The 17632-nt window shown below is 50.1% G+C and carries 10 protein-coding genes and 1 tRNA gene; 10 read left to right on the forward strand and 1 reads right to left on the reverse strand.

Annotated features, from left to right (window positions below; translation table 11 throughout):
* Positions 1 to 2 precede the first annotated feature (2 nt).
* The 7 genes from ABW391_RS20785 (at position 3) to ABW391_RS20815 (ending at position 14098) form a co-directional block, all read left to right on the forward strand.
* Positions 3 to 2282: a DUF7133 domain-containing protein gene (locus ABW391_RS20785; protein ID WP_353483838.1), complete on the forward strand. Its 2280-nt coding sequence runs from the start codon at positions 3 to 5 to the stop codon at positions 2280 to 2282.
* Positions 2283 to 2540: 258 nt separating this feature from the next.
* Positions 2541 to 3530, forward strand: coding sequence for a ThuA domain-containing protein (locus tag ABW391_RS20790; RefSeq protein WP_353483839.1), 990 nt, complete (start codon positions 2541 to 2543; stop codon positions 3528 to 3530).
* Positions 3531 to 3865: 335 nt separating this feature from the next.
* Positions 3866 to 4954 (forward strand): Gfo/Idh/MocA family protein, encoded by a 1089-nt coding sequence (locus ABW391_RS20795; RefSeq protein ID WP_353483840.1) that lies wholly within the window; start codon positions 3866 to 3868, stop codon positions 4952 to 4954.
* Between the two features lie 199 nt (positions 4955 to 5153).
* Entirely contained in the window at positions 5154 to 6662 is a 1509-nt protein-coding gene (locus ABW391_RS20800; RefSeq protein WP_502916341.1) for a sulfatase family protein, read from the forward strand.
* A 301-nt stretch (positions 6663 to 6963) separates the two neighbouring features.
* Positions 6964 to 10119, forward strand: coding sequence for a SusC/RagA family TonB-linked outer membrane protein (locus ABW391_RS20805; protein WP_353483841.1), 3156 nt, complete (start codon positions 6964 to 6966; stop codon positions 10117 to 10119).
* An 11-nt stretch (positions 10120 to 10130) separates the two neighbouring features.
* A complete protein-coding gene (locus ABW391_RS20810) occupies positions 10131 to 11615 on the forward strand; it encodes a SusD/RagB family nutrient-binding outer membrane lipoprotein (protein WP_353483842.1) in 1485 nt (494 codons plus the stop codon).
* 71 nt (positions 11616 to 11686) lie between these two features.
* On the forward strand, positions 11687 to 14098 hold the full coding sequence (locus ABW391_RS20815) for a bifunctional YncE family protein/alkaline phosphatase family protein (protein ID WP_353483843.1): 2412 nt from the start codon (positions 11687 to 11689) through the stop codon (positions 14096 to 14098).
* Between the two features lie 190 nt (positions 14099 to 14288).
* Here the strand turns inward: ABW391_RS20815 and xerD are convergent, their stop codons facing one another.
* Positions 14289 to 15209: a site-specific tyrosine recombinase XerD gene (gene xerD / locus ABW391_RS20820; RefSeq protein ID WP_353483844.1), complete on the reverse strand. Its 921-nt coding sequence runs from the start codon at positions 15207 to 15209 to the stop codon at positions 14289 to 14291.
* Positions 15210 to 15323: 114 nt separating this feature from the next.
* Here xerD and ABW391_RS20825 point away from each other — a divergent pair, with 114 nt between their 5' ends.
* From ABW391_RS20825 to ABW391_RS20835, 3 genes are all read left to right on the forward strand, one after another.
* Positions 15324 to 15875 (forward strand): hypothetical protein, encoded by a 552-nt coding sequence (locus ABW391_RS20825; protein ID WP_353483845.1) that lies wholly within the window; start codon positions 15324 to 15326, stop codon positions 15873 to 15875.
* A 93-nt stretch (positions 15876 to 15968) separates the two neighbouring features.
* Positions 15969 to 16039, forward strand: a tRNA-Gln gene (locus ABW391_RS20830).
* 160 nt (positions 16040 to 16199) lie between these two features.
* On the forward strand, positions 16200 to 17522 hold the full coding sequence (locus tag ABW391_RS20835; protein WP_353483846.1) for an ATP-binding protein: 1323 nt from the start codon (positions 16200 to 16202) through the stop codon (positions 17520 to 17522).
* The last annotated feature ends 110 nt before the right edge of the window (positions 17523 to 17632 follow it).

The following is a 17632-nucleotide window of genomic DNA, read 5'->3' on the forward strand; positions in this document are numbered from 1 at the left end:
ACATGAAGAAAAATACGATTGTCCTTTCTCTTTTTGCGCTGCTGGTACTGTATGCCTGCAAAGTGCAAATGGAGACCAGTAAAACAGGAACAACTGCGGTCGCGGTTGCCTCGTCTACCACAAAACCGGATAGCCTTCCCTTGCCGCCGGTTGCTGCTTTCGATATGACCCCGCTTACCCCCGCACAAAGCCAAAAGGCTTTTATTGTGCCGGAGGGTTACCACATGGAATTGGTGGCCAGCGAACCCATGATCACCGAACCCGTCGTGATTGCCTGGGATGGAGATGCCAGGATGTACGTTGCTCAAATGGAAACCTATACCCAGGATGCGGATGGCACAGGTACCAAAGACAACAAAAGCAGGGTCATGCTGCTGGAAGACACCAACAACGATGGCAAAATGGACAAAAGCTCCGTGTTCATCAAGGACCTGATTTTGCCCCGAATGCTGCTTTGTGTTAACCACGAATTGCTGGTCAACGAAACCGATACCTACGACATCTACAGTTACAAAGACACCAATGGCGATGGGGTAGCCGATGAAAAAAGAGCCGTGTATAGCGTTGGCAAAGTTGCACCGGGCAACCTCGAGCACCAAAGAAGCGGCCTGGATTGGAACCTGGACAATTACATTTACCAAACCGTCGATCCGGTGCGGTTTCGCTATGTGAATGGCCTGCTCCAGCCCGACTCCTTGCACAGTGGTTCAAATGGTCAATGGGGACTGACGCACGACAACTATGGCCGCCTATACTTTAGCCGTGGCGGTGGCGAAAACGCAGGTTCCGGCTTTCAACTCAACCCCAAATACGGTGCGCTGGAGTTTGCAGATGCTTACAGCGAGGAAAAATTCAGCCCCGTGTGGTCTAAAATATCCAACCCGGATGTGCAAGGTGGAACCAAGCGCTTGCGCAAAGACAGCACCCTCAACCACTTCACCTCCGCCAATGGTCAGGTCATTTTCAGGGGAGATCGACTGCCTGCTGATCTGGTAGGGGACTACGTAATCAACGAACCCGTTGCCCGCATCGTTCGGCGTGCCAAAGTAATCAACCGCGCCGGCAAAACGTACCTCGAAAATGCCTACGACCGCAAGGAATTCATTTCCAGCACGGATTTCTTTTTCCGTCCCGTCAATGCCTACACGGGGCCCGATGGGTTGCTGTACATCATCGACATGAACCGCGGCATCATTCAGGAATCCAATTGGACCAAAAAAGGGACTTTCCTGCGCAATAAAATAGACCAGTATGATTTAGCAAAAATCAACCAACGCGGCAGAATCTGGCGACTGGTACACGATGACTTTAAGCCAGGCCCCAAACCCAAAATGCTGGATGTACCAGCCAGCAGCTTGCTGCAATACCTGGATCATTCCAACGGCTGGTGGCGCGACAATGCCCAAAAGCAAATCATCTTGCTGGCCGACAAGTCAGTTATACCCGCATTGACCAAAATGGCCAGTAGCAAGTCAGTTTCAGCCTTGGGTAGGTTGCACGCTTTGTGGACAATCGAAGGCTTGAATGCCATCAACAAGGAAATCTTGTTTACCGCCTTGAAAGACCCAGATGCACAAGTGCGCAGGGCAGCAGTTTGGATCAGTGAAATGTACCTCAAACAGAATGACCAGGCTGTAGTGGCGCAACTGGGCAAAATGCTGAACGACGAAAGTTTTGATGTCAGAACTCAATTGCTCCTGTCGTTGGGAAGTAGCAAAAATGAAGCCGCCCAACCGCTGGTCAAGTCCATTTTGGCACAAAACCCCAACAACGAAATGCTCGTCAGTTCCAAAGCCAGCATGGACAAAAACGAGGATTTTCGCTTGTATGGCCGCCGCCTGGGCAGTTTTACTACCGCAGATCGAACCGCGCTGTTGCAGGGAGCTGAAATCTACCGCGCCATGTGCTCGCCTTGTCATGGCGGAGATGGCAAAGGATTGGCCTCCAATGCAGCGCCTTCCCTGTTTGGCGCAAAACACCTGCACGGGGATAAATCAACGGCAGTCCGAATTATTTTGCACGGATTAAAAGGCCCCATCGAAGGCAAAACCTACCCGAGTGAAATGCCCCCGATGAAAGACAATACGGACGAATGGCTTGCGGCAGTGCTGAGTTATGCCCGCTACGAATTTGCAACCAATCAAAACGTAGCCCTGCGCAACAAAACCCTGCTGATGGTACAGCCCGAAGAGGTCAAAAAACTCAGGGTTGAACACAAAAAAATAAAACAATCCTGGACGGTGGAAGAGCTCGAAAAACTGGCGCCTCTCCCTTCTAAATAGCTAGCCTCTGCTGTTGGAGGAAGAATTATTGTTAGTTTAACACCACGCCTTCGGCGATGTGATAAAACAAATTTTTAGCCACAAATGACACAAATTTTCACAAATTATGGCACGAACTTCGTTCGTGAAGGCAACACAAACGCAAGTTTGTGTCTTGATTTGTGAAAATTTGTGTCATTTGTGGCTATATTTTAATGAACCACTCCACCGAAGGTGGGGTGCTAAACTTTTACGTTTATTCAAAAACATAGCATTCTTATGAAACCAATGTACCTCATCCTTTCGCTCATCGCGGTTTTTGCCTGGGGAAAAACCCTGGCGCAAAAAACGCCCGTTGCCAACTCCAATGCCATCCGAACCCTCATCGTGGACGGTCAAAACAACCACGAACAGTGGCCCAAAATCACCTTCATGATGAAGCAATACCTGGAAGAGACAGGTAAATTCACGGTGGAGGTGCGGCGTACACATTACACCTGGAATGGTGCTGATCTCATTCAACAATACCCAATTGTGGGTGTAAATAACACCGTAGCTTTAGGCAAGTCCAGGGCAGATTCCAGCTTCCTGATCGACTTTTCGCAATACGACCTCGTAGTGTGCAATTTCGGCTGGAACGCAGCCCCCTGGCCCGCCGAAACCCAGGCCAATCTTGAGCAATTCATCCAAAAAGGGGGTGGCCTAGTGGTCATCCATGCCGCCGACAACTCTTTTCCACAATGGCTTGCCTACAACCAAATGATCGGCCTGGGTGGCTGGGGCGACCGCACCGAAAAAGATGGCCCCTACGTGTATTATGACCAAACGGACAAACTGGTGAGAGACCTGCAACCAGGAAAAGCCGGCTCGCATGGGCCGCAGTCTGAATTTCAGATCACCGTCCGCAACAGCAAGCACCCCATCACCCGCGGCATGCCCCTCAAGTGGATGCACGCCAAAGACGAAATGTACGACCGCCTGCGTGGCCCCGCCGAAAACATGGACGTACTGGCCACCGCATTCTCTTCCAAAGACAACAAGGGAACCGACCGCAACGAACCCATGCTCTTGGCCATCAAATACGGCAAAGGCCGGATTTTCCATACCCCCCTTGGGCACGTGGATTATTCCGTGGAATGTGTAGGCTTTATCACCTGCCTGCAACGGGGCGCTCAATGGGCCGCAACAGGCAAAGTAAACATCCCGATCCCCGCCGATTTTCCAACTGAAAAGGCCGTAAGCGCGCGCAAATTCGTGGAGAAGAAATGAAAGCAGCGGTAGCAACGAGTAATAAGAAGTAATCTTGATATTTTTCGCAGCTTTGCTGCTCATGGTTAATTTAACCACGACGTACACGACGATCACGACGATTAAGCGCTCCGCGCTGGATAACGACGCTTTGCGTCGTGTCGTGGCGGTAGCCATTCGTCGTGCTCGTCGTGTACGTCGTGGTTATAAAAAAAGGGCAGCGAAGCTGCGAAAAATTCTTGGCATTACTTTTCACAGCTTGCTCCTAGAGCCACTTACTACGTAATGTGAGTAATAAGTTAACGTGAGTTCGTGAACCCTCAAATCCAACTTTCTATCAACCAAAAAACAATAACATGAAAATGGAACGCCGCGACTTTTTGTCCAAAGCAGCCCTGGCCAGCGCTGCTACTTTATTTTCAGCCAATTCGCTGCTTGCCGCTACCTATCCAGCCAAAGAAAAATTGGGCGTAGCCCTGGTTGGCTTGGGCTATTACAGCACCGACTTGTTGGCCCCGGCCCTGCAATTGACCCAGAAATGCTACCTGGCAGGAATCGTCACAGGTACGCCCTCCAAGGCCGAGACCTGGAAAAAGAAATACAACATCCCCGAAAAGAACATTTACAACTACCAGAACTTTGACCAAATCGCCAATAACCCCGACATCGATGTGGTGTACGTGGTACTGCCCCCTTCGATGCACCGTGAATTTGTAGTCAGAGCGGCCAAGGCGGGTAAACACGTGTTTTGCGAAAAACCCATGGCGCCATCCGTTGCCGATTGTGAAGCAATGATCAAAGCCTGTACCGACAACAAGGTCAAACTGGCCATTGGTTACCGCTGCCAGCACGACCCCAACATCCAGGCCTACATGCAGGTGGCCAAAGAGAAGAAATTCGGCAAAGTCAAATTGATCAACAGCGCCGCTGGCTATTTTGATGGCCGCAGCGACCATTGGAAACAAAAGAAAGCCCTGGGCGGTGGGGTAATGGGCGACATGGGCGTATATGCCCTGCAAGGCGCCCGCCTCGCTACTGGCGAAGAACCCATCAGCGTGCTGGCGCAGGCCTCTACCACCCGTCCCGAAATTTACAAGGAAGTGGAGGAAACGATGATGTTTCAACTGGAATTTCCCAGTGGCGCACGTGCTGCTTGCCAATCCAGTTATGGCATCAACATGAATTTCCTGCAAGTCAACTACGAAAAAGGCTGGCTCAAAATGGAACCGCAATCTGCCTACAACGGCAACAAAGGCAGCATGTCGGATGGCACCCAGATCAACTTTGTGCTCTCCAACCAGCAGGCCAAGCAAATGGACGAGGATTGCATCGCACTGATGTCCAAAACCAACCTGATTGTACCCGGCGAAGAAGGCTTGCGCGACATCCGGGTAGTGGAGGCCATTTACAAGTCGGTGAAGACGGGAAAGGTTGTGAAGATTTGAGGGTATTGCCCAAAATCTTTTTTGAGAGTGCGATACTGCTGCACACTTTTATTTCACGCAGATGCTGCGCAGATTTTTTCGCAGATGCTACACAGATTTTTCTGCGTAAAATCTGCGGTTTAATCTGTGTAAAATCTGCGTGAAATAAAAACATCCCATAGAACATGAAAATACCTACAAATACCAAGATCAGGTCAATATGAAAACCAATACCTTGCTCGCCCTGTTTTGTTGCCTCCATCTAATGGCGCTAGGCCAGGCTCCAAAAAACACCCGCCCTAACGTTCTCATCATCCTTACCGATGACCTGGGCATTGGCGATGTGAGCGCTTACCAGAAAGGCAAACTCCACACCCCGAATATCGACAAACTGGCCAATGGCGGGGTGCGTTTTACCAATGGATATGCCACTTCGGCCACCTGTACGCCCAGTCGCTTTGCCTTGCTGACCGGGCGCTACCCCTGGCACAATGCCAAAGCCAAAGTATTGCCCGGCGATGCACCCACGCTGATCGATACCGCAATGTTTACCTTGGCGGATTTGTTCAAAAAACAGGGTTACCAAACTGGGGTAGTTGGAAAATGGCACCTGGGCCTGGGCAATGGCAAGATTGATTGGAACCAACCCATTTCCGAAACCCCCAACGATCTGGGATTCGACTATTCCTACATTATGGCTGCCACCAATGACCGGGTGCCTACAGTGTATGTCGAAAACCGCCAGGTCAAAGGGCTGCAAGCGAATGACCCGCTGTTGGTCAGTTATGTCCAAAACTTTCCTGGTGAGCCCACCGCACTTACGCACCCAGCGTTGATGACTACCCTCAAGTGGGATCATGGCCACAACAACAGCGTGCACAATGGCGTACCCCGCATCGGGTTCATGAAAGGAGGCAAAGCTGCCTTATGGGTAGACGAAACCATGGCCAATGAATTTCTGAACCAGGCGAGTGCATTCATCACCCAACGGCATCCCCAAAAAACGGGGCAACCCTTTTTTCTGTATTACGCCTTGCATCAGCCGCATGTACCTCGGGTGCCCAACCCTCGGTTTGTAGGTAAATCGGGCCTAGGCCCCAGAGGTGACGCCATTTTAGAAGCAGATTGGTGTGTAGGGGAAATCGTTCAGAAACTGGAACAGGAAGGGCTGCTGGAAAATACCCTGCTCATTTTTTCAAGTGACAACGGCCCCGTACTCAACGATGGTTACCTCGATGATGCGGTGGAAAAACGGGGAAATCACGACCCCTTCGGCGGTCTTCGGGGAGGAAAATACAGCCTGTTTGAAGGAGGCACCCGAGTGCCTTTTATTACCTATTGGAAAGGGCATATCCAGCCCCAGGTATCGGCTGCGTTGGTGTGTCAAATTGATTTTTTGGCTTCTTTTGCGCAGTTGTTTCAGGCTTCTAATCCAGCGCCCGAGAGTCAAAATACCTTGAATGCCTTTTTAGGAAAGTCCAGCAAAGGCCGTCGGAAACTGGTTTTGGAAGCGGCTGGTCGCCTGGCTTTTCGACAGGATCATTATGCCCTGATTCCGCCCCACGAGGGCAATGCCATTGCCAAAGATGTAAACATTGAGCTGGGGGTAGCACCCGAAATGCAATTGTATGATTTGCAAAAAGACCCTGGCCAAAAACACAATCTGGCGAAGGAAAAATGGAAAAAGGTTAAGGCATTGGAAATGGCGATGCAGCGCCTGACTCAATAAATTGCTGTAGTCAACACAACTTGTTCAAGATCTCGATATGACCAACCATCACTCTCCTCAAGAACTCCCCATCGGTGTAAGACTTAGGCGTTTTTACCTGTATTCAAAATTAACACACCCTAATCATAACAATACGCTAGGTGTTTGTGCCTGCCCATGATTTAACCTAAACTTATTTTTTGCTTAAAAACCATGCCCTTTCTAAAGCCTAGCTTTGTGGATTCTAAGGATCGTAGCCGCGGCAACGGCTACGACCTATTGTTTTAAATCGCTTTTACCTTATTCAAAACTTCAACAAAGTATGAAAAAAAGTTTACTTCAGGGCATTCTTTCCCTGGGGTTCGTCCTGTGTATTTGGACGAATGCCTTTGCCCAAACCAGCACTTTGACCGGAAAGGTCAGTTCCAATTTTGGTGAAGCCCTTCCAGGCGTCAATATTCTGGTAAAAGGTACTTCCAACGGAACCACTTCCGATCTCGATGGCAAATTCCAGCTCGATCAAGTATCCACTACCTCCGTACTCGTTTTCTCCGCCATTGGTTTTGTTACCCAGGAAATCACCGTGAACAACCGGATGTTTCTGGAGATTACCCTGGCCGAAGACACCAAACTCCTCAGCGAGGTGGTGGTAGCCGCCTTGGGCATCAAGCGCGAAGAAAAATCACTGGGTTACGCTGCCCAAACCATCAATTCCAATGCCGTACTCGATGCCAAAACCAACAACTGGGTCAACTCCCTATCAGGCAAAGTGGCAGGTTTGAACATTCAGGGAGTAGGTGCAGGGCCATTGGGCTCGGCCCGGATTACCCTGCGTGGCGAGTCGTCTTTGAACCTCGACAACAACCAGGCGCTGATTGTACTCGACGGGGTACCCGTGAGCAGCAAAATCACCGGTACTGGCTATACCTCTCACTTGTCTGCCGATAGCCCAGTTGATTATGGTTCTACCCTGTCTGACCTCAATCCCGACGACATCGAAAAAGTAACCATCCTGAAAGGCCCGGGCGCAACTGCACTTTACGGCAGCCGTGCCGCAGGTGGGGCCATCATCATTACCACCAAAACGGGTGCCCGCAAAGACAAAGGTGTGGGCATCACTTTCAACAGCAACTTCAGCGTAGAACAAGTCAACCGCTACCCCGATTACCAGTTTGAATACGGCGAAGGGCGTACCGATGCGTATTATTCTTACCTGGACAGCCCGGATGGCATCAACACCAGTACTTCAGCTGCGGCAGGTCGTGCATGGGGCCCAAAATTCAACGGCCAGCAGTACTTTCAATACAACCCAGCATCCCCAATCGGAAAGCCAACCGAGCGTACGCCCTGGGTGGCTTACGACGATTATATTTCCGGATTTTTCCAATTGGGCAAAAACTACTCCAACAGCCTTTCTTTTGAAGGCGGCAACGAAAACGGCTCGGCCCGTTTGTCTTTGACCCACCTCAAAAATGAATGGATCATCCCCAACACCGGTTTTGAACGCTTGAACGCCGCATTGTCGGTCAACCAGAAGCTTTCCAAGCGCCTAAAAATCTCTGGAAAAGCCAACTACACCAACAAGAAGAGCGATAACCTGCCCCTGGCAGGCTACAACAACCAAAGCTTGATGTACTTCCTGATCCTCGGCACCACGCCCAACGTTCGGCCAGAATGGTTCAAGCCTTACTGGGAACCAGGATTGGAGAACGTGAAGCAAAAAAGCCCCTTCAACCCTGGGCCAGACAACCCTTACCTGGGTATGTACGAAATGCTGAATACCTTGAATAAAAATGGGTTGATCGGCAACGTTACGGCCAATTATGAGTTTTCGCCCAAACTGGATCTGCAAGTGCGCAGCGGGGTGGACATGTCCTTTGAATACCGCTCGCAGCAGCGCCCTTTCAGCATGACCAAATTCCCACGGGGGATGTTCCGCGAGGAAAACGTATTCAGTTACGAGACCAATTCAGACTTCTTGTTGACCTACAAAGACACCTACGGGGGCTTGTTCAACCTGAGTGTTTCTGCGGGGGGCAACGCCATGCGCCAGACCTACGACTTTGCAGGCTTGTACGCCGATCAGTTGGCGCAGCCCGGCGTGTACCAGATTTCCAACAGTTTGGACCAGGCCGTAGCCGATCCACTCAAGACCAAAAAGGCCATCAACAGTTTGTACGGTAGCGCCCAAATGTCTTTTGACGAAAAGATCTTTTTAGACATCACGGGGCGCAACGACTGGTCGAGTACGCTGCCTTTTGAAAATAATTCTTTCTTCTACCCATCGGTTAGCACCAGTCTTTTGCTGAATGAGATTTTCCATTTGCCAACCGCAGTGACCTTTGCCAAGCTGCGTGCTTCCTGGGCACAGGTGGGCAACGATACCCGCCCTTACCAAACGGCGCGTTACTACGACCGGATTTATGGCAACAGCTTTACCAACCCATCTCAGTTGTTCAACGCCAACCTGAAGCCAGAAATTACCAGCAGTTATGAGTTCGGTTTGGATTTGCGCTTGTTCAAAAACCGCGTAGGTTTAGACCTGGCTTACTACAACAACGAAAGCCGCAACCAGATCCTGTCCATTCCGCTTGATCCCGTTTCCGGGTTTTCAAACGCCTTGATCAACGCAGGTTTGATCAACAGCAAAGGGGGTGAAGTCAAGCTGATCCTGAAGCCTTTTGTAAATCCTAAATTCAGTTGGACGGCTACCTTGCTGTGGTCTACCAACCGCAGTTATGTACGCGAATTGGCCGCAGGCATTACCAACCAGATCATTTATGGACACAACACCAACGTGACCATCGAAGCTCGCGTAGGTGGCCGCATGGGCGACATGTATGGCCGTGGTTTTCAGCGTTCTCCTGACGGACAAATCGTTTATTCTACCAACGGTTTGCCTGCCCCCCTTGATCCGACCAATAAGCTGTGGGGCAATGCCTTTGCAGATTGGAAAGGAAGCATCATGAACGAATTCACCATCAAAAACGTGCGCATCAGCATCTTGTTAGACGGCCAAATGGGAGGCGACATGTACTCCCAAACCAGTCACAAAAACAATACCCTCGGCAAGACTAAAGTTACTTTACCTGGGCGTGATGGTGGTCTCATCGGAGCAGGTGTGGTCAAACAAGCCGATGGTACTTTTGTACCCAATACCACCAAAGTGGCGGCAAGTGCTTATTACGACAACTACTACCAGATCAGCAACGCCGAAGTCAACATCTTCGACGCATCGTTCCTGAAAATCCGCGAAGTGCGGGTGGAGTTCAACCTACCCGGTCGTTGGTTGGATGGCATCGGCATCCAAAAGACATCTGTAGCCATCTATGGACGTGACCTGTTCAACTTCACCGATTTCCCTGGCTTCGATCCTGAAGGGGGCAACCTCAACAGTGGTACCTTGACACCAGGCGTAGAGTTGACTCAATTTCCATCTACCCGTACCATGGGTGTAAACCTAACCTTTAAGTTTTAAACCATCCAGACATGAAATTCATCCACAAAATATCCGTCATTTTTTTGGCACTCGCCTTCATGCTGAGCGCCTGTACCGAGGGCTTTGAAGAATTGAACCTCGATCCCAACCGTCCCAAAGAAGCTACACCCGGTGTGCTTTTGGGGCAAATGCAATACCGTTTTGTCAGCAACAGCATGCAGGCAGCGCGCAACTTTACCCATGAGTTGATGCAGGTAGATGCTCCTCGCGCTAGCACCAGTGGTCAAGGTTTGCACCGTTACGTGATAAACCCGGGAGCGGGCATTTGGACCAGCTTTTATACCCTGCTGAGAGACGTGGAAGACATCTACCAAATCTCCGATGCTTTGAAGGAAAACAACTACAAAGCCATTGCGCTGATATACAAGTGTTGGGCGTATTCCATCATGACCGATTTGTACGGAGACATTCCTTATTCACAAGCAGTTAAAGCAGATGAGGGTATTTTTGAAGCGGCATTTGACCAACAAAAGGACATTTACATCCAGATCCTGAAAGACCTGGAAACCGCCAATGGCCTCTTTGACGACACCAAAGCGCTGACTTATGCTGGTGATTTTGTGTACAACGCCAACACCCTGACCAGCGGTAAAAACGTAGGCATCCAACGTTGGAAAAAATTCACCAACTCGCTGCGTTTGCGTTTGTTGTTGCGCCTTTCCAAGCGCGATGGAGAGCTCAACATCAACGAGCAAATCAAAGCCATTTTGGCGGATGCCACCAAGTATCCCGTGTTTACGGCCAATGCTGATGAAGCGATCTTTCGTTACCCTGGTACTTTCCCCTATTTCAACCCTTACTACAACGCCCGTACTTTGGATTGGCGCGATGGAACGTACTTGACCGAATTTTTCCTGGGCAAACTCAATACCGACAAAGACCCGCGTCGTGCCATTTGGGCCATTCCAGTCGTAGTAAACGGCGCTTCGGTTTTCCAGGGCATCAAGAGTGGCTACCCCACTACCCTGGAATACGTGGTGGGCAAAAACTCCAGCTACCCGGACGCACTCAAGACGCTGCCGCAAATGGGCGTGATGATGCCCTACGCGGAAGTAGAATTCATCAAAGCCGAATTGGCACTGAAAGGATTCACAACGGGCAAAACCGCCAAAGCACACTTCAACGCTGGCATCACGGCTTCGATGGTGCAGTGGGGCGCAACCATGCCTGCCGACTTCCTGACTCAGCCCAGCGTAGCTTACGACGATACCCAAAGCACCGAGAAGCAACTGGAGCAAATCATGCTGCAAAAGTACTATGCCTACTTCTTCGTGGATTATCAGGCCTGGTTTGAAAAGCGCCGCACTGGCTACCCAGTTTTGCCTCGTGGCACGGGTATTCCTGCGGAAAACCAGTTTCCATCCAGAGTACCTTACCCTACCTATTTGCAGTCGCAAAACGCCAGCAACCTCAATGCTGCCGTTTCCAGAATCGGAAAAGACGACAGCAATGTGAAGGTTTGGTGGGAGAAGTAAAATTTCAATAAATTTAATTTTCAACGCCGACAAGAAGCCTTATTTTTTTGTCGGCGTTTTAATATCAAGTGATGAAAAAATCAATCCTCCTTTTTTTCCTGATTGCCACTTTTGGCGCATTTGCGCAAAATAAGCAACAAACCGTGATGCTCCCCAACGGCTGGTCGCTCACGCCCGCAGGTCGCTCGGTTGCCCTGGGTGACCTACCACTCAACATTGCAGTGTCTACCAACCAGCAACGCATTGCGGTGACCAACAACGGCCAAAGCAAACAAACCATCCAACTCATTGATCCCGCAACCGAAAAAGTGCTAGACAATGTGGAAATCCCCAAGTCATTTTATGGCTTGAAATTCAGCAAAGACGGCAAGTTCCTCTACGCCTCGGGGGGCAACGACAACTGCATCCGCAAATACGCCATTCAAAACGACAAACTGATCCAGCAGGACAGCCTGGTACTGGGCAAACCCTGGCCAGAAAAAATCTCTCCGGTGGGCATCGAAATCGACAACCAGCGGGGCTTGTTGTACGCCGTGACCAAAGAAAACAGCGCGCTGTACATCCTCGATCTGGCCACCAAAAAGACCGTTTTGAAATACGATCTCGGTCATGAGGGCTACACCTGTCTCCTGTCTACCGACGCCAAAACGCTGTACATCTCCTTGTGGGGCGGCAAAAAAGTGGCTTTTTTTGATACCGATAGCCGCAAAGTGGTCGCCAGTGTACCAGTTTCTTACAACCCCAATGAGTTGATTTTGAATAAAAAAGGCAGCCTGATTTACGTGGCCAATGCCGGCGACAACAGCGTGTCGGTCATCGACGTCAAGCTCCGCAAGGTGATCGAAGTATTGGATGCCGCACTGTATCCCAACTCGCCCATCGGCTCTAGCACCAATGGTGTGGCTTTGTCCAAAAACGAAAAAACCTTGTACATCGCCAATGCCGACAACAACTGTCTGGCCGTGTTTGATGTGAGCAAAAAAGGACGCAGTACCTCCAAAGGCTTCATTCCAGTAGGTTGGTATCCGACCAGTGTACGTGTGATCGGCAACAAAATCCTGGTGGCCAATGGCAAAGGCTTCAGTTCATTTGCCAATCCGCTCGGCCCTCAGCCCGTACAGCGCAACGTCAGATCAGAATCGCACAAGGGCGAAGTACCCGACGAAAATGGCCGCATGCAATACATCGGCAGTTTAATGAAAGGTACCCTGAGCGTCATCGATGTGCCTACTGCAACTGAGTTGGCCGTTTATTCGGGTCAAGTTTATAAAAACACACCCTACAAAAAGGAGAAGGAATTGCAAACCGATGGCGAAGCAGGCAACCCCATCCCGATGAAAGTTGGCGACGCATCCCCGATCAAATACGTCTTCTACGTCCTGAAGGAAAACCGCACCTACGATCAGGTTTTGGGCGATATGCCTGCCGGCAATGGCGACACCTCCCTTTGTCTTTTTGGTGAAAAATACACGCCCAACCAGCACAAAATTGCCCGTGAATACGTGCTGCTCGACAACTTTTACGTGGATGCTGAAGTGAGTGCCGATGGCCACAACTGGTCGATGGGCGCACTGGCCAATGATTACCTCGAAAAAACCTGGCCAACCGGATACGGTCGCCGCGGTGGCGTAACCGAAGGCATGGGTCGCCGGGAAATTGCCAACAACAAAGACGGATTCATCTGGGATTTTTGCAAGCGTAAGGGCGTGAGCTACCGCACTTACGGCGTTTTTGCGGATGCAGACAAGGGCAACATTCCTGTACTGGATGCTGCGCACGTTTGCTCCAAATTCACGGGGTATTACAACCAAAAAGTGCGCGACACCACCCGCTTCGGGCAATGGAAGCACGATTTTGACTCGCTGATCATAGCCAAAGCGGTACCGAGCCTCAATACCATTCGCCTCGGCTCTGATCATACCCAGGGTTTGGCCATCGGTCGCCCTACACCGTACGCGTGTGTAGCCGACAACGACTTGGCGGTAGGCATGCTCATCGAGCACATCAGCAAAAGCCCCATCTGGAACCAATCGGCCATCTTCATCCTGGAAGACGATGCCCAAAACGGCCCTGATCACGTGGATGCCCACCGTTCGCCAGCGTTTGTGGTGAGCCCCTATACCAAGCGCAATTTTGCAGATCACACCATGTACTCCACCTCCGGCATGCTGCGCACCATTGAACTGATCTTGGGCTTGCCCCCGATGACGCAGTACGATGCGGGCGCTACGCCAATGTTCCGCAGCTTTATGGCCAAGCCTGATTTGACGCCCTTCCGGGCTGTACCCGTTGCCGTAAATCTGGGTGAAACCAACCAATTGGCTACCCGCTGGGCCAAAATCTCCGAAGGCTTCAACTTTGCTGAGGTGGATTTGAATGACGACAACTTGTTCAACGAGGTGTTGTGGAAAGGCTTGAAAGGGGATGAGGCAGAAATGCCTGCGCCGAGACGGAGTGCGTTTGTGAAAGGGCTTGGGTTTTAATTCGAGCTGTTAAAGCGCAGCTTCGCTACTTGATTTATTCACCACGACGACACAACGAACACGACGTTTTCGCGCTTCGCGCCACAGGAGTCAAACGTCGTGTTCGTCGTGACGTCGTGGTGAATCAACATTTTGGCGCAGCCAAAACATCCGGTTTGTATTTCAAAACCAGTACCAATCTTCCCAACCCTCACCCCCTCCGATTCCTCGGATGGTACCGCATGATCGTATCCCGCAGATAATCCGTATCCAAATGCGTATAAATCTCGGTAGTGAGGATCGATTCATGGCCCAGCATATCCTGAATGGCCTTCAAATCAGCCCCGCCTTCCAATAGGTGCGTCGCGAAGGAATGCCGAAAAGTGTGTGGACTCACTATTTGCTCTATCCCCGCTTTTTCTGCCGCTTCCTTTACAATTAGAAAAACCATCACCCGACTGAGTCGGGCACCGCGTCGATTGAGGAAAACGTAGTTTTCGTGGCCTTTTTTGATCTCGGGCAGGTGATTGCGTACCCCTTCGAGGTAAAAATTCAAGTGTTTGATGGCGTCTGCACCGATGGGCACGATGCGTTCTTTGTTGCCTTTGCCGATTACGCGCAGGAATTCCACGTCTAAAAATAGGTTGGACAAGCGCAAATCGCACAATTCGCTTACCCGTAGGCCGCAGGCATAGAGCATCTCCAGAATGGCGCGGTTGCGCAAACCATGAGGCGTACTCAGGTCGATGGTGGCCAGCATGGCCTGGATGTCATCGTAACTCAACACCGAAGGGATGGAGCGCTGCAAACGAGGGCCTTCCAGCAAGGCGGTAGGGTCGTCTTTGATGCCGCCTTCCAAGAGCAGGTATTTGTAAAAAGTTTTGAGGGCAGAGAGCAATCTGGCTTGCGAGGGGGCGCTCAAGCCCAGTTCGTTGAGCCAAAACAAAAAGGTACCCAGGTCTTCTCCCTGCACTTCACTGGGGCCAATCCTGCGCCCATGCAGGCTGAGGTATTCGGCCAGTTTGCCAACGTCGCGGGTGTAGGCTTCAATCGTATTGGCAGAGAGACTCCTCTCCAACAGCAGAAATGCCTCAAAACCACGAATCCATGGAGTCCACAGGAGATTTTCCAATTGCCTCAAGATTTATAGAACCGCCAAAGGGGACGGAAACAAAAATAAAATTACTTCTTTTGATTTTGAGCGAGTAGAGAATAGGGGCAAACTTTTATATTTACCCAAAAAAAGATGGCCGCAAGCGAAAAAGACACCAAGCCAGCCGAAAAACCGGACGAAAAGAAGCATACCATCAAAGCAGCCCTGAAAGAGATCAGCACTGCGGGCGGTATTTCGGTTTTTTTGATCACCATGCTCACTTCATTCTCTCTGCCAGGGATTCTAACCACCATTTTGCAAGGCAGTTTCAGCCTGGACACAGAAGGCCTCACCTTGATGGGCAAAATGATCAGCCTCACTGCCCCACTGACCGTCGGGATCTCCATCGTGATTCTGGCCTTAATGCGCGAATGGATCACCGAGGTATGGGGCACTGCTCTGCTGACCAGCGCGGTGCTGGTGGTTACTACATTGTTGCTGCGCGAAGATGGACATTCCATCCTCTCTACCGCCTGGTCGCGTACCACCGGAAATCCGTTCTTTTACTTCCCCATCCAATTGCTGTTGGAGTATTTTCGGATCTATTTCTGGGCGCCATTCGTCTCCTCGTTTATCATTGGCTTTTTCATCAGTTGGTCGGTCAATCGGTTAATGAAGGTGAAATCCTGGGCATGGAAGCAATAATTTTCAAAAAAAAAGCCCTCAGTGCTTGCGTATAATGGCCTAAGACATTACTTTTGCGTCACTCTTGAAAAAATGCTTTTCAGGAATGGTTTTAGACCTATGGTGTAACGGTAGCACATCTGATTTTGGTTCAGCCTGTTAAGGTTCGAATCCTTATAGGTCTACATAGAAGAGGCATAATTACTTGTTTTGCAAGTTTTTATGCCTTTCTTGTTTTTGGGTGTGGCGTTTTTGAGCGGCGTTTAGAAACCTTCCCTCTATGCCCCTTTTAGCTGTATTTTTGACAGCATGCTCCAGAAGTTTCCAGAATACAAGCGATGAAAAATGAGTGAAAGTCAAAACATAGAATGGAAGTCCACTTGGCGGGATGAATACCTCAAGTGGATATGCGGTTTTGCCAATGCCAATGGTGGCAGGCTGGAAATAGGCAAAGACGACAATGGAAACCTTGTAGGGCTGGACGATTCCAAAAAACTGATGGAAGACCTACCCAACAAAATCATGGATATCTTGGGGATTATCGTGGAAGTCAACCTGCATGCCGAAGATGGCAAAAACTGGATTTGTATTGAAGTGGAGTCCCATCCTTATCCTGTCAGTTACAAGGGGCAATACCATTTTCGCAGTGGAAGCACCAAGCAAGAACTGAAAGGAAGTGCCTTGGATGGCTTTCTACTTCAAAAGCAAGGCAAACGCTGGGATAGCGTTCCTGTTCCGGGTGTTACGACAAAGGAGTTGAGTCCCTCCGCTTTTGATTATTTCAGAAAAAAGGCCACTCAAACGCAGCGCCTGGACAAAGCCGTGTTGCAGGAAGATGACCATATCCTGATCGACAAACTGCACCTGAAAGAGAAAACCTACCTAAAGCGAGCGGCGATCTTGCTTTTTCACCCGGAGCCGGAGCAATTTTTCACCGGAGCCTACATCAAAATCGGCTATTTCCGTACTGAAGATGATCTTAGATTTCAGGATGAGGTACATGGCCCCTTGTTCGACCAGGTTGAAAAGGCCATAGACCTGCTAATGTCCAAGTATCTCGAAGCCGCCATCCGCTATGCAGGGATAAACCGGATAGAAGAATACCCCTATCCTGAGGCGGCCATCCGCGAGGCCTTATTGAATGCCATCGCCCATAAAGACTATGGCAGCGGCAACCCCATTCAGATCAAGGTATCTGATCATGGCATCATTTTTTGGAATGCGGGACAACTCCCAGAAGCCTGGACGGTCGACAATTTATTGAAAGAGCACCCTTCTATTCCCTTTAACCCCGACATTGCCACGGCATTCTTTCGAGCGGGTTTGATTGAGGCTTGGGGGCGCGGCACACTAAAAATCCTCCAGGAATGCCAAAACGCCGGGCTACCAACACCTATATTCGCTTATGATCCATCTGGTTTCAGGATTGAGTTCAAAAAAAGGTCGGAGAAAAGGTCGGAGAAAAGGTCGGAGAAAAAGTCGGAGAAAATCCTTGAATTGATGAAGGCTAATAGACTGATCACCATTGCGGAGCTTGCAGAAAGTTTAGCCATTGCTACTCGCAACATAGAGAAGCATATTGCTAAGTTAAAAGAAGATCACCGGATAGAGCGCGTTGGCCCCGATAAAGGCGGGTATTGGGAGGTTCTCGATACCATTGGGGACTGAGATTTTTATTCAAGAGCTGAACCCGTTCATTCTATCCAGGGTAATTTACCACCACCCTTTTTTCTTATTCACATCTTTGCCCTATTCTTCTCTAATTATTTTACGATTCA

Origin of the sequence: Haliscomenobacter sp. (assembly GCF_040403615.1) — a bacterium.
Taxonomy (GTDB): domain Bacteria; phylum Bacteroidota; class Bacteroidia; order Chitinophagales; family Saprospiraceae; genus Haliscomenobacter.